Annotated in this window: 11 protein-coding genes; 1 reads left to right on the forward strand and 10 read right to left on the reverse strand. The window is 42.4% G+C overall.

What is annotated here, in order from left to right:
• Positions 1–479: 479 nt before the first annotated feature.
• Together secA and Q4600_RS16285 are read right to left on the reverse strand one after the other, a co-directional pair.
• Positions 480–3,200, reverse strand: coding sequence for a preprotein translocase subunit SecA (gene secA / locus Q4600_RS16280; RefSeq protein WP_303517244.1), 2,721 nt, complete (start codon positions 3,198–3,200; stop codon positions 480–482).
• 58 nt (positions 3,201–3,258) lie between these two features.
• Positions 3,259–4,158, reverse strand: coding sequence for a M23 family metallopeptidase (locus Q4600_RS16285; protein WP_102526858.1), 900 nt, complete (start codon positions 4,156–4,158; stop codon positions 3,259–3,261).
• Between the two features lie 27 nt (positions 4,159–4,185).
• On the opposite strand from Q4600_RS16285, the gene Q4600_RS16290 reads away from it, so the two are divergent.
• On the forward strand, positions 4,186–4,638 hold the full coding sequence (locus tag Q4600_RS16290) for a DUF721 domain-containing protein (RefSeq protein ID WP_229370494.1): 453 nt from the start codon (positions 4,186–4,188) through the stop codon (positions 4,636–4,638).
• A gap of 3 nt (positions 4,639–4,641) precedes the next feature.
• Here the strand turns inward: Q4600_RS16290 and lpxC are convergent, their stop codons facing one another.
• From lpxC to murD, 8 genes are all read right to left on the reverse strand, one after another.
• Positions 4,642–5,562 (reverse strand): UDP-3-O-acyl-N-acetylglucosamine deacetylase, encoded by a 921-nt coding sequence (lpxC, locus tag Q4600_RS16295; RefSeq protein ID WP_102526857.1) that lies wholly within the window; start codon positions 5,560–5,562, stop codon positions 4,642–4,644.
• A gap of 206 nt (positions 5,563–5,768) precedes the next feature.
• Complete coding sequence (gene ftsZ / locus Q4600_RS16300; RefSeq protein WP_229370493.1) at positions 5,769–6,950, reverse strand: cell division protein FtsZ; 1,182 nt, start codon at positions 6,948–6,950, stop codon at positions 5,769–5,771.
• Positions 6,951–6,976: 26 nt separating this feature from the next.
• Entirely contained in the window at positions 6,977–8,212 is a 1,236-nt protein-coding gene (gene ftsA / locus Q4600_RS16305) for a cell division protein FtsA (RefSeq protein ID WP_102526855.1), read from the reverse strand.
• Complete coding sequence (locus Q4600_RS16310) at positions 8,213–8,941, reverse strand: cell division protein FtsQ/DivIB (RefSeq protein WP_229370504.1); 729 nt, start codon at positions 8,939–8,941, stop codon at positions 8,213–8,215. It abuts the gene before it with no gap.
• A 216-nt stretch (positions 8,942–9,157) separates the two neighbouring features.
• Complete coding sequence (gene murC, locus Q4600_RS16315) at positions 9,158–10,600, reverse strand: UDP-N-acetylmuramate--L-alanine ligase (protein ID WP_303517241.1); 1,443 nt, start codon at positions 10,598–10,600, stop codon at positions 9,158–9,160.
• A 1-nt stretch (position 10,601) separates the two neighbouring features.
• A complete protein-coding gene (murG, locus tag Q4600_RS16320; protein ID WP_229370503.1) occupies positions 10,602–11,690 on the reverse strand; it encodes an undecaprenyldiphospho-muramoylpentapeptide beta-N-acetylglucosaminyltransferase in 1,089 nt (362 codons plus the stop codon).
• An 8-nt stretch (positions 11,691–11,698) separates the two neighbouring features.
• Entirely contained in the window at positions 11,699–12,913 is a 1,215-nt protein-coding gene (ftsW, locus tag Q4600_RS16325; protein WP_102526852.1) for a cell division protein FtsW, read from the reverse strand.
• Positions 12,900–14,225: a UDP-N-acetylmuramoyl-L-alanine--D-glutamate ligase gene (murD, locus tag Q4600_RS16330; RefSeq protein WP_303517240.1), complete on the reverse strand. Its 1,326-nt coding sequence runs from the start codon at positions 14,223–14,225 to the stop codon at positions 12,900–12,902. The genes ftsW and murD overlap by 14 nt, the downstream gene beginning before the upstream one ends.
• Position 14,226 lies beyond the last annotated feature (1 nt).

Consider the following 14,226-nt stretch of genomic DNA (forward strand, 5'->3'; position numbering starts at 1 on the left):
CCACCTAAGTGACAATTTCGATTAACTCAACACCTGTGAGTGTCCACACAGATTACTTGATAAATTGTTAAAGAGCGTGGTATCAATTTTTCAGACACCGCCGTTAGACGCTAGGTCATTGGCTTAGGGATGCGTATTTTACGCAATTCCCGTTTCGCGTCAAGTCATTTTTAAACTAATTTAAAAACTATTTTCAGCGTCACTTTACAGTGAACTGATTTGGCGTGTAACCCATGCTAGTGCGTGGTTTGCCGTGTCAGTGGATGCGCATTATAGGCAGATTCTGAAACACCGCAAGGGCTTTTTTGAATTAATTTCAATTATTTTAAATCTTTTGATTTAGCCACAAGCTAACCACTTATAATCCACAACGTTATCCACAAAACCAAAGATAATGATTATTTAATGGTCTGATTTATAGGTATAAAAAAAGCAGCTGTTAATAGCTGCTTTTTAAAATACTCTTAAGAAAACCTTATTTAGGTTAACTTACCGTGGCATTGCTTGTACTTTTTACCTGAACCACATGGGCAAGGGTCGTTTCGACCGACTTTTTCCCCATCACGAATAACCGTTCTTGGAATTGCCGCTTCAGCTTCTGTGTTATCCGTTAAAGCTTCTGATGCTGCATGTTGATAGTCACGTTGGATCTTAGCTTCTTCATCACGACGACGCTGTTCCATTTCATCAACATCTGATTGAGCTTGTACTTGTACTTTAGACAGTACGCTAATGACATCAAGCTTCAGTGATTCCAACATTTGCTGGAATAACTCGAATGATTCACGCTTATACTCTTGCTTAGGATTCTTTTGCGCATATCCACGTAAATGAATACCCTGACGTAAATGATCCATTGCTGCGAGATGCTCTTTCCACAAACCATCTAAGGTTTGAAGCATAACCGCTTTTTCAAACTGACGTAGTACTTGTGCACCGACCATTTCTTCTTTAGCTTTGTATGCATCACTCCAACTCGTTACGATTCTTTCACGTAACGTTTCTTCGTGTAAGTCATCTTCTGTATCCAACCACTGTTGAATAGTCAGTTTCAAACCATACTCTTGCTCAAGACGTTGCTCTAAACCTGGTACATCCCATAACTCTTCAACTGATTGTTGTGGGATATATTGGTCAATGACAGTACTAACTACATCTTGTTCGATGTTTGAGATTGTGTCTTCAATACTTTCCGCATCCATCAACTCATTACGTTGTGAGTAAACAACCTGGCGTTGGTCATTAGCTACATCATCATATTCAAGTAATTGCTTACGGATATCGAAGTTACGTGCTTCAACTTTACGTTGTGCATTTTCAATAGCACGAGATACCCAAGGATGTTCGATGGCTTCGCCCTCTTCCATACCCAGTTTTTTCATCATGCCAGTGACTTTATCAGATGCGAAGATGCGCATTAAGCTATCTTCCATTGATAAATAGAAACGTGAAGAACCTGCATCACCTTGTCGACCAGAGCGACCACGTAATTGGTTATCAATACGGCGCGACTCATGGCGCTCTGTACCCAGAATATGTAAACCGCCAGCTGCAATTACTGCGTCATGACGTACTTGCCATTCAGCTTTAATTTTAGCGACTTGATCTTCTGTTGGGTTTTTAAGCGCTTCTACTTCAACTTTCCAGTTACCACCTAACACGATATCGGTACCACGACCGGCCATGTTAGTTGCGATGGTCACTGTGCCTGAGCTACCTGCATCAGCAACAATTTGTGCTTCTTTTTCGTGAAATTTCGCGTTCAATACTGAATGTGGGATCTTAGCTTGCTTTAATAAAGTCGCTAATAATTCAGACTGTTCAATCGATACCGTACCAACAAGTACTGGCTGGCCACGTTCACGACAACCTTTAATATCGGTAATAATCGCGTTGTATTTTTCAGTTGCAGTCAAATACACCAAATCAGCCATGTCATTACGAACCATTGGCTTATTCGTCGGTACTACGACAGTATCAAGTCCATAGATATGCTGGAATTCAAATGCTTCAGTATCTGCTGTACCTGTCATACCTGCTAACTTCTCGTATTGACGGAAGTAGTTCTGGAATGTGATAGACGCTAATGTTTGGTTTTCATTTTGAATATTTACACCTTCTTTAGCTTCTACAGCTTGATGTAAACCTTCAGACCAACGACGACCTGGCATTGTACGGCCAGTATGTTCATCAACAATGATGACTTCGCCATCTTGAACAATATAATCTACATCGCGTTCAAATAATGTATGCGCACGCAGTGCTGCATTCACATGGTGCAATAAAGAGATATTTGCTGCGGAATAAAGTGAGTCGCCTTCATTTAGCACGCCAAGTTCAATAAGCAGTTGTTCTACTTTTTCTTGACCACGTTCAGTGAAGTGAACTTGTTTCGCTTTCTCATCAATACTAAAGTCACCTTCGCCAATCTCATCTTCAGTATCTTCTTTCTCTTGAACGATAAGGTTAGGGATCAGTGTGTTTACTTTAATATATAGTTCTGAACTGTTTTCAGCTGCACCAGAAATAATCAATGGTGTACGTGCTTCATCAATCAAGATTGAATCGACTTCATCGATCAATGCGTAATGAAGAGGACGTTGAACACGTTCTTGAGGAGAAAACGCCATGTTGTCACGAAGGTAATCAAAACCAAACTCGTTGTTAGTACCGTAGGTAATATCAGAGTTATACGCTTCTTTCTTCTCAACTTGACCTAAACCCGCAACGTTAATGCCGACTGTTAAGCCTAGGAATTCAAAAAGAGGACGGTTATTCTCAGCATCACGACCTGCAAGGTAATCATTCACGGTAATAACGTGAACACCTTTGCCAGTTAAACCGTTTAAGTATGCTGGGAGTGTTGCGGTAAGTGTTTTACCTTCACCCGTTCTCATTTCAGCGATACGATTACTATCTAGTACCATACCACCCAATAATTGGACATCGAAATGGCGCATTTCAAAAACACGCTTTGATGCTTCGCGAACTGTAGCAAATGCTTCAGCCATAATCGCTTCTAATGTTTCACCATTTTCAATACGCTGACGAAACTCTTCTGTTTTTACTTTTAGTTCTTCATCAGTCAGCTTTTCATATTCAGCTTCTAACGCATTTATCTTAGTTACAACTTTACCAAGGCCTTTCAAGGTGCGGTCGTTACGACTGCCGAATACTTTTGTCAGTAATTTGCCTAACATCTTAATCACTTATCTCTTGTAGGTTGAGCTCAATTGAGCGACTTAACCGAAAATGTTATTAACTAGCCTTGCGATAGACGAACTTTCGTGGATCGATTTGTTGTCCATTTCGCAATACTTCGTAGTGCACGTGGGGACCGGTGGACCGGCCTGTGCTACCCATACTGGCAATTTTATCGCCTTTGGCAACGACGTCACCTAGGTTTACTGACATAGATTTATTGTGTCCATAACGAGTGCGGTAACCATTTCCATGATCAATTTCCACAAGCCCGCCATAACCAAGCATATTTCCGGACCATGTAACCACTCCTGCAGCAGTTGCAATTACATCGCCGCCTTCCTTACCCGCAAAATCAATGCCTTTGTGCAATGTTCTACGACCATTAAAAGGGTCATTTCGTAAACCGTAGGGCGAAGATAACCAACCTTTAACGATTGGTCGCCCTGATATATAACGTTCTTTATCTATATGGAGATTAGTTGCCACGGTTTCAAGTAGTGACAGCTGAACATTATTATTATCAATTCTGGAGGCCAACTGCGACATGTCATCTAACAGTTGGTTGAGCTCTACACCTGCACCGATTTCACTTAGACCACCGACACCCACTTCGGTAGAAAAATCAAATTGATCTTCAAGTAAATTATTTTCGGCAACTTGCTGGCCTAACGCCTCTAAACGAGTAACGTTAGCTTGCATTCTCGCGACGTGGGCAACTAAGGTGCTTAATTGTGTTTCTGTCGCTTTTTTGAGATTCATGACTTGTTGTTTTTGCTGTTCACGCAACTTTTGATTTTCATCAACTTTAGTTTGTTGCGCAGCAAAACGATCGGCGCTCTGCTGGTAAAGACCAGTTCCTGCCGCCACTAAAAGGATAGGTAGAAGTAACCATCGTTTGCTAGGATGCCAACGTGTTACTCCATTTCGACCTTGAATAAAAACTGTTACACTCATAGCCTAACTCAGCCATCTTATTATCATATGAAAAAGCCCCCTCAAGATCTCAGTAGATTGCTACATCAATCGGGAACATTACCGGAACTCGCTGAGAAAGCAGAATTATTAAATCAACTGAATACTTACGTAAAACAGTGCTTAAATGGTCCTGTTAGTGAACAGCTAAAAGTCGCTAATCTTCGTCAGGGTGTTCTTGTTATTGAAACTACTTCGGCTGCATGGGCTGCTAGAATAAATTTCCAAAAGACCAAACTACTGCAACAACTTCAGGAAGAAACGCTTCCAATGCTTACCGCTATAGAGGTTAAAGTCAACCCAGGGATAGCAATTACGCCAAGTAAAGCACCAAGTAACTATGCAAAAATCAGCCCTGTAGCTGCAGAACACCTGCAGTCATTGGCTGATCACGTAGAAGGTTCACTTGGTGAAAAACTAAAACGGCTGGCTGCATTAGCCAGCCGTAATAGGCAATCTTAATTTTTACGCTAAAGATGTAGCGCCTGGCACCATAAAGCTCAGTGGTACATCAACTTCGTTTTCAAAGCTGACTAACTCCCAAGCTTCTTGTTGTGCAAGTAATGCCCTAACCAATTGGTTATTTAAAGCATGACCTGTTTTATATGCACAGAATTCACCAACAATCGCGTGACCTGCTACATATAAATCACCAAACGCATCAAGAATCTTATGCTTTACAAATTCGTCCTCATATCGCAGACCGTCAGGGTTAAGGACACGATATTCATCAAGCACAACAGCATTTTCCATGCTGCCACCTAGTGCTAAATTATTAGCACGTAAGTATTCGATATCTTGCATGAAGCCGAAAGTTCTAGCTCGGCTAATATCTTTAACAAAAGCAGATGTTGAAAAATCCATCACCATATGTTGTTGGCTGCGAGAAATCTCTGGATGATTAAAGTCAATTTTGAAATCAACTCTAAAACCTTTATAAGGCTTTAACTCAGCCCACTTATCACCGTCTTCAACACGAATGGTTTGATTGATTTTGATATATTTTTTCGCTACCGATTGTTCTTTAATACCTGCGCTTTGCAGTAAGAAAACAAACGGACTTGCACTGCCATCCATAATCGGGATTTCAGGAGCATCAACTTCGATAACAGCGTTATCTATGCCAAGGCCTGCAAGTGCTGCAAATAAATGTTCGATAGTTGAAATGCGAACACCTTCATCATTTACTAATGCCGTACACATAGTTGTTTCACGAACTAGATTCGCTTTTGCAGGAATTTCCACTGCAGGCGTTAAATCTGTACGTCTAAGTACGATACCAGAATTGACAGGTGCGGGCATAATGCACAGAGTTACCTTGTTGCCGGAATGCAATCCGACACCAGTACTCTTCACCATTTTTTGAACAGTTCTTTGAAAAATCATTCAGTTACCCGTTTTAATCACTTTAAAATAAACATTCTTGAGCTATATATACTGAGTTAACCCAGTAAGCTGAGGCGGTATACTAACATAAAATTGTCTTTTCACAAAAAAGTACCCTTTAGAGTCTTTTTATACGCCTCTACTTACATAAGTAACATTCTATCAACATCTTAGCTTTTACAGATTTTCATTTTTACTTTCAGCGACTAATCAGCTTGCTTACGTAAAAATGCTGGGATATCTAAGTAATCACCATCAACACGTGCAGCAGGTTGAGCTGCTGGCTGAGGAGCTGGAACAGCATTTCCTGTCGGTGCTACATAGTTAGTCGTGATAGCTGGTTCTTCAGCTGGCTCAACTTTTGGTTCAATAACTGCAGCAGGTTCAGGGCGTGAAACAGGCTTAGTCACTAATTGGATATCAGGCTTCTTCTCTGCGCCAATACCAGTAGCAACAACCGTTACACGTAGCTCTTCACTCATTTCTGGGTCAATAACTGCGCCAACAACCACGGTAGCATTATCAGATGCGTATGCTTTAACGTGGTTACCCACTGTTTCTAGCTCTTCAATACTGATATCCATACCTGCTGTAATGTTAACTAATACGCCGCGCGCACCAGCTAGATCAATATCTTCAAGTAATGGACTTGCCACTGCAGCTTCTGCCGCTTCTTCTGCGCGATCATCACCCGTTGCAACACCTGTGCCCATCATGGCATTACCCATTTCTGACATAACTGTTTTAACATCGGCGAAATCCACGTTAATTAAACCTGGACGAGTAATTAACTCAGCAATACCCTGCACTGCGCCTAATAACACATTATTAGCAGCAGCAAATGCATCCAACAATGATGTACCACGACCCAATACTTTTAATAGCTTTTCATTTGGGATAGTAATCAATGAGTCAACATGCTTTGCAAGCTCAGCAATACCTTGATCAGCAAAAGTCATACGCTTTTTGCCTTCGAAAGGAAACGGCTTAGTGACGACAGCAACAGTCAAAATACCTTCTTCGCGAGCAATTTCAGCTACAACTGGTGCGGCGCCAGTACCTGTACCGCCACCCATTCCAGCAGCAATAAAGATCATGTCTGACCCTTTGATTGCAGCGCGAATGTTTTCTTTATCTTCTTCAGCAGCTTGGCGACCCACATCAGGGTTTGCTCCAGCACCTAGACCTTTAGTGACATCACGTCCTAATTGAATAGTTGAGCCTGCACCTGATTTGCGTAATGCCTGAGCATCCGTATTCGTTACGATAAACTCAACACCTTCGATGCTGTGTTTAACCATATGTTCGACAGCGTTACCGCCACCACCACCGACGCCGATGACCTTGATCACCGCTTCGTCATTATGTGTGTCCATGATCTCAAACATTGTCTGATCTCCGTTAGTCTGCGTTATTAAAATTCACCCTTAAACCAGCTTTTGACCCGATTCAAAAGACTGGTAACCCCTTGACGTTCAGGGCGTTCGAACTGACGTTCGATTACGCGTCTGGCGCCATAATGAAGCAACCCTATTCCAGTAGAATAAACAGGTTGATCCACGTATTCATTTAACCCTTTTACTGGTAGCGGCGACGCTACCCTAACTGGCATGCCGAAAGTCGCTTCAGCAATATCAACAGCGCCAGTAATTGACGCTGTTCCACCGGTTAATACTATACCTGCGGCTATTTGATCTTCTAAGCCACAGTCAGTTAATTCTTTTAATACCAGTTCAAATAACTCCTGATATCTTGGTTCTACTACTTCCGCCAATGTATGACGTGACATGCTGCGTGAAGGGCGGCCACCGACTGATGGTACTTCGATGCTGTCTTCGCGGCTGACCATTGAACTTCTTGCACTAGCAAATTGCACTTTGATTTGCTCAGCATGTGTCAATGGTGTTCTAAAAATTTTAGCGATATCACTGGTTACCTGATTACCTGCTACTGATATCACAGCACAATGCCTCAGTGCGCCGTTGGTATAAACAGCAATATCTGTTGTGCCGCCACCAATATCAACAATACAAACACCTAAATCTTTTTCATCATTCGTTAACACAGAATCTGCTGACGCAATGCCTGAAAAAACTAAGTCATCAACTGTTAAGCCGCAACGTTCGACGCTTTTGGTGATATTTTTTGCCATGTCGTTGGCGCAGGTCACGATATGTGCTTTCGCTTCCATTCGCATACCCGACATACCGATAGGACTCTTAATACCATCTTGAACGTCAATTGAATATTCTTGCGGTAACACATGAAGGATCCGTCTTTCAGTTGGGATCTTCACTGAGCGCGCTGTATGAATAACGTTATCAACGTCTTCTTGCGTCACTTCTTCATCGTTAATTGACACCATGCCATTTTCGTTCTGACATGCGATGTGCTTACCTGAAATACTTAAATACACAGAAGATACTTGGCAATCAGCCATTAACTCTGCTTGATCAAGTGCGCGCTGCACACTTTTTACGATAGAATCCAAATCATTCACGCCACCTTTATCCATTCCGCGCGAAGGATGATTGCCTAAACCGACCACGCTTATCTCACCGTCAGGTAGCACTTCACCAATGATCACTGCGACCTTGGATGTGCCTATATCTAGGCCTACGATAAGATTTCTTTCCTGATTTTTGGTCATTTAGTGTCGACTCTCTGTTTTAGTATCGTCCCAGCCAACGGCGACTCCGGTGTCATAGCGTAAATCGATCGTTGCTATTGGCTTTTGATTTCGTGTTATTTCAGGGTAAACATTAATAAATCTTTGTATTCTCGACATCTTATCTTCTCGTCCTAATTCGAGAAGAATGCCGTTATCTAATCTTGCATGCCATGCATGTCGTGGACTTAAACTTAAACTTGCCAGCTTAAAACCATTAATACTCAATAAATCAGACAATTGCTGATAACTAGTTAACACTTCAGAAGACATTTCTTCTGGGCCTGAAAGTACCGGCAATGTATTAATACTCGAATGTGATTCAGCTGCAAACACTTCGCCATTCACATTTAGCCAGTCATCTCCATTCCAATGTGCAACAACATGTTGCTCTTGCAAGGTCACTTTTAATTTTGCAGGCCACTCTCGCCTTACAGACGCATGGTAGACCCAAGGTAATGCTTCTAAAGCTTGCTGTACTTCACCAACGTCGGCGCTAAAAAAACTGCGTTCCATTAACGCTTGTAGCGCAGCCTGAATTTCAGCATCCGAGGTATAAATTCGCTCGCCTTTTATCGCGACGGCATCTATCGGTAATGCATCAGCATCATTCAGTAATACATTAAGCTTAAGGCCAGCCCAAACAATGGTGAGTAATACCGTCAGTAAAAACAGTAACCCGGTGTATAAGTACCAATTGACTTCACTCAAATGGCCTTTTAACTGGCGAGCTTTATCACTCCACGCCACAGCTACTGTAACTCCAAACTGTACACTGTCACTTTCATTGGGCAATTCACCATTATATCTAGCATGCTGACTGTATTAAAGTTTATATTTACAAGCAGTTATAGTATAAAAATCAATCAAAACTCACCATTTCCCTGCGACTGACTCAAGCTACTTTTCAAAAACTATTTTTAAAACCTACTTTCTAAAACCAAGATTACTTGATGCCAGCGACTTTGACAGAGCGCCAATATTACCAGCCCCTTGAGTCAGCAATAAATCGCCTTCTTGCAATACATCAGGTAATACATCAGCTAACAACTCTGGTGATGCAACAAAAATAGGGTCCACTTGGCCGCGCAATCTTATGGAGCGGCACAATGAGCGACCATCTGCACCAGGTATCACGCTTTCACCAGCGGCATAAACATCTAACAACAATAAACCGTCTACTTGCGATAAGACTTCAACAAAGTCTTCATACAAATCACGGGTTCTACTATAGCGATGTGGTTGATACGCCATCACTAATCGTTTATCTGGCCAACCCGCTCTTGCAGCTTTAATCGTTGCAAGTACTTCACTTGGATGATGACCATAATCATCAACCAACATCACCTTGCCATTAGCAGTATCAAATTCACCAAGGTGCTGAAAACGTCTACCAATACCTTCAAATTCTGCTAATGCGGCGACAATAGCCTCATCATCAATATCATCCTCACTAGCTACTGCTATCGCAGCTAACGCATTTAGCACGTTATGCTCACCAGGTAGATTTAATACAATATCTAAATCATCACGGTTTTTACGACGAACACTAAACTGGCTCTGGTGTCCGACTTGCTTAAAGTTAAGTGCTTGCACATCAGCAATGTCACTAAAGCCGTAAGTGACCACTTGTCTGCCCACTCTTGGCATAATTTCTTGTATCACTTCATCATCGATACACATTACCGCAACGCCATAAAAAGGCAGGTTATGTAAAAAATCGACGAAGGTGGTCTTCAACTTTTCAAAATCACCACCATAAGTGTCCATGTGGTCAGCTTCGATATTGGTGATCACACTGACCATAGGTTGTAAATGTAAAAAGCTCGCATCACTTTCATCTGCTTCTGCAATCAAATAGCGACTTGTCCCAAGACGAGCATTCGTGCCTGCACTATTAAGTAAACCACCAATAACAAATGTTGGGTCTCGCTCTGCTTGGCCATAAACGCTAGCAATTAAGCTTGTCGTTGTGGTTTTACCATGAGTGCCCGCAATCGCGACCCCATGTCGGTAACGCATAAGCTCTGCTAGCATTTCTGCACGGCGTACAATCGGAATTCGACGCTCTTTTGCAGCTATGATTTCAGGGTTTTCTTGCTCAATTGCTGTCGATACCACCACAACATCTACATCAGCCACGCTTTCAGCCTGATGGCCAATAATAATCTTCGCGCCTAAGCTCGCGAGCCTTTCTGTCACGCTATTAACAGCAATATCTGAACCACTAATTTGATAACCTTCATTTACTAATACTTCGGCTATCCCGCCCATTCCAGCACCACCTATACCGACAAAATGGATTTTCTTAATCCGTCTCATCTCAGGGATCATGCTACGTAATTGGGCGTACTTCTCTGTTTTAGTCATTTCAATCCTTTCGTGCTAATTCAGCACAAATACTCGCTACACGTTGGGTTGCATCTAACACTGCAACACTTCTGGCTTGTTGTGCCATCTCTGAAACAACGTGTCTTTGTTCAGCAAAGAGGGTTAATTTCTCAGCTAAATTATCTGCGTTTAATATGGTCTGCGGTAATAAAAATGCCGCACCGGCTTCTACTAATACTGAAGCATTCTTTGTTTGATGATCGTCAACTGCATGGGGATAAGGCACTAAAATACTGGCTCTTCCCACCGCGGCTAATTCAGAAACCGTTAATGCTCCCGAACGACAAACAACAACATCAGCCCAGCGATAAGCGGCTTCCATGTCATCTATAAATTCTGCCACATTGACACTGGCCGCTTGACCCTTGTCTTGGTAATGGCTTTTTACGGCAGGCTGATTTCCTTTGCCTACCTGATGCCATACAGTAATTGAGTGTTGTTGGCTTAATTGCCCCACAACATCTGGCATAACATCATTAAAAATTTTGGCGCCTAAGCTGCCACCCACCACTAATACTTTAAGTGCTGAGTCATCACACACTTTCGTCGTTTGTCCTAATTCGATTAACTCTTGTCGAATTGGGTTACCGACTACCTCTGCATTCGTTGCAGGTAAAAATGTATTTGGAAATGCACACAACACTTTAGTAGCTATGCGCGATAACAACTTATTGGTCATTCCAGGTATTGCATTTTGCTCATGCAGCACTAACGGTATGCCCGACAACTTTGCCGCTACCCCGCCAGGCCCACTGGCAAATCCACCCATACCAATAATCACATCAGGTTTAAATTCATTAATGAAAGCTTTTGCTTGCATAATTGAACGCAAAATCTTAAAAGGCGCAGCAAGCTTTCTAATAATGCCATTGCCACGAACGCCTTTGATGTCTATAAACTCAATATCAAATCCATGTTGAGGCACTAAGCGTGCTTCCATACGGTCAGCGGTCCCTAACCAACGAACTTGCCAACCTTTTTTAGCCAATGCTTTTGCCACTGCTAACGCCGGGAATACATGTCCACCCGTGCCGCCAGCCATCACCAATAACTTGGGTGCATCTGTTATATTAGGGCTCATTTCTTTATTCTCCCTTGCACCGCCTGCGTCAAACTTAGCCGCCTTTCATAATCTATGCGTATCAATAACATGACTGCAGCCGTCATGACCCACAAACTACTGCCACCATAGCTAATAAAGGGTAATGTCAGACCTTTTGTCGGTAACATACCAATACTCGCGCCTACGTTGACAACGGTTTGGAAGCAAATCCAAATGCCGATGCCGTAAGCTAAGTAACTTTCAAATGGGCGTTGAATACTCAAACACAAGTTGCCCAATCTAATTGCTCTAAAAGACACAAAAAATAATACGGTTAGCACACAAACGATGCCTACAAAACCTAACTCTTCGCCGATCACAGCAAAAATAAAATCAGTGTGAGCCTCAGGCAGGTATGACAGCTTTTGAATACTGTTACCTAAACCTTGGCCAAATATATCACCGCGTCCGTATGCCATTAATGACTGAGTTAATTGATAACCACTACCAAATGGGTCTTCCCATGGGTCTAAAAATGACGTTACACGCCGCATCCGATATGGCTCAAACACCACTAAAAATACAAACATTGCGATACCAAAAAATATCAGTACCAAAAAGTCCATAATTCGCGCACCCGCCAAAAACAATAGGCTTACGGTACATACGAAAAGTACCACCACAGTACCTAAATCCGGTTGGGCAAGAATCAAAAATGCAAACAGTAAAAACACAAAAATTGGCTTATAAAACCCTTTACTGTTCTCTCTCAACTCACCATGTCGGCGCACCAAATATCCCGACATATAAATAATAAAAACAAATTTGGCTATCTCAGCGACTTGGATCCTTACGGGCCCTATCGCCAGCCATCGTGTTGCGCCATTCACCGTGGTGCCTACAACCAGAACTGCCACCAACATCAACAACACTAGAAGTACTAAATAAGCGCTATAGCGCTCCCATAACTTCAATTCTATGTTCAGTACCGCATAAGCGATAACACCACAGCCCATCAAATATGCAACGTGGCGATATATGAAATGAAACGGGTTATCTGTTAGCTTCTGCGCTTCCGGCATAGAGGCTGACATCACCATGACAAAGCCAAATGTAATTAGCCCTAAAACGGCGACAAATAAACTTCTATCATACAGCTGATCACCTGGCGACGTTTCAGACAGAATGTCCGGCCAAGACCTTTTCAGGACTTGTTGGAATAAGCTAAGCTGTTGCTCACCCCTCGCCATCTTCAATCTGCTCCACTAATTGCTTAAAGTGATGACCTCTTTCCATGAAGTTCTTATACATATCGGTGCTAGCACAAGCTGGAGACAATAAAACGATATCCCCTGAAAAAGTGATTTCAACCGCTTTAGCAACCGCTTCTTCTAGGTTTTTAACGATAATACTGTCAGTTTTTAGTGCCGCAATTTTAGATCCGTCTTTACCGAAGGTGATCACTTGGGTCACATTACTCAGTGAAGCTTCAAGTTCTTTAAAATCTGCGCCTTTGCCTTCGCCACCTGCAATCAAAATCAAGTCACCTAAGTGATCACTCAATCCATTTAATGCCGCAACGGTAGCCCCTACATTGGTCGCCTTCGAATCATTGATATAAGTGACACCTTGCTTTAGGCCAACCATTTCACAACGATGCTCTAAACCAGCAAAGTTGGATGCAATCTCAACCATGGTATTCTTATCAATGCCACACGCATCTGTTAATGCCATTGCAGCTAATAAGTTAGCCTGATTATGACTACCGATTAAGCTGACTTCATGCAGGTTCATTATTTCACTTTCGCCGTGCAATATTTTACCATCGGCAATACCCCACTCATCTCCTTCTGGTACCCCTAAACCAAAGGTATTTTGATTTGTTGGCTCGTCAGGAAAAGTCAGTGCATCGTCACGATTGAACATCACAAAACGGCTCTGCTGATATAAACGTAACTTAGCTGCGCGGTACGAATGAATATCGTGATATCTATCCATATGATCTTCACTGATGTTCAAACACGTCGCCGCGATGCAATTTAAGCTGTGAGTTGTTTCTAATTGAAAACTCGACAGTTCTAATACGAAATACTCAGCATCTGTTGCTAATAAATCCAACACTGGAATACCAATATTGCCACCTACCGCAACCTTTTTACCGGCGGCTTTAAGCATGTCGTACACTAATGTCGTTACCGTTGTTTTACCGTTTGAGCCCGTAATAGCAACAACACATGGGCCTCTATCAGCAACGGCTTGAGCAAACAGCTCAACATCGCCAATCACTTCAATGCCCATATCAATTGCAGCGCGAACCTCTGGCGTATCAACCGCAATGCCAGGGCTGACAATAATGTGTTTTGCTTGTACCAAATAACGACATACAAACCCACCTCTCAGTAGCTCAACATCAGGAAATTCCTGCGCTAACGTCTCTCGGCCAGGTGGCGTTCGTCTGCTATCCATCACCAATGGTGTAATACCTTGGGACATCAGATAACGCACAACAGATAAACCTGTTGCACCTAAGCCCAAAACAATATGCGAATAGCTTGATTGCATT

Origin of the sequence: Shewanella sp. 2_MG-2023 (genome assembly GCF_030548905.1) — a bacterium.
Lineage (GTDB): Bacteria > Pseudomonadota > Gammaproteobacteria > Enterobacterales > Shewanellaceae > Shewanella > Shewanella electrodiphila.

What these genes read in the sequence shown, in the direction of transcription:
- secA (WP_303517244.1), bottom strand. Translation starts at nt 3,200, where the DNA reads ATGTTAGGCAAATTACTGACAAAAGTATTCGGCAGTCGTAACGACCGC.
- Q4600_RS16285 (WP_102526858.1), bottom strand. Translation starts at nt 4,158, where the DNA reads ATGAGTGTAACAGTTTTTATTCAAGGTCGAAATGGAGTAACACGTTGG.
- Q4600_RS16290 (WP_229370494.1), top strand. Translation starts at nt 4,186, where the DNA reads ATGAAAAAGCCCCCTCAAGATCTCAGTAGATTGCTACATCAATCGGGA.
- lpxC (WP_102526857.1), bottom strand. Translation starts at nt 5,562, where the DNA reads ATGATTTTTCAAAGAACTGTTCAAAAAATGGTGAAGAGTACTGGTGTC.
- ftsZ (WP_229370493.1), bottom strand. Translation starts at nt 6,950, where the DNA reads ATGTTTGAGATCATGGACACACATAATGACGAAGCGGTGATCAAGGTC.
- ftsA (WP_102526855.1), bottom strand. Translation starts at nt 8,212, where the DNA reads ATGACCAAAAATCAGGAAAGAAATCTTATCGTAGGCCTAGATATAGGC.
- murC (WP_303517241.1), bottom strand. Translation starts at nt 10,600, where the DNA reads ATGACTAAAACAGAGAAGTACGCCCAATTACGTAGCATGATCCCTGAG.
- ftsW (WP_102526852.1), bottom strand. Translation starts at nt 12,913, where the DNA reads ATGGCGAGGGGTGAGCAACAGCTTAGCTTATTCCAACAAGTCCTGAAA.
- murD (WP_303517240.1), bottom strand. Translation starts at nt 14,225, where the DNA reads ATGCAATCAAGCTATTCGCATATTGTTTTGGGCTTAGGTGCAACAGGT.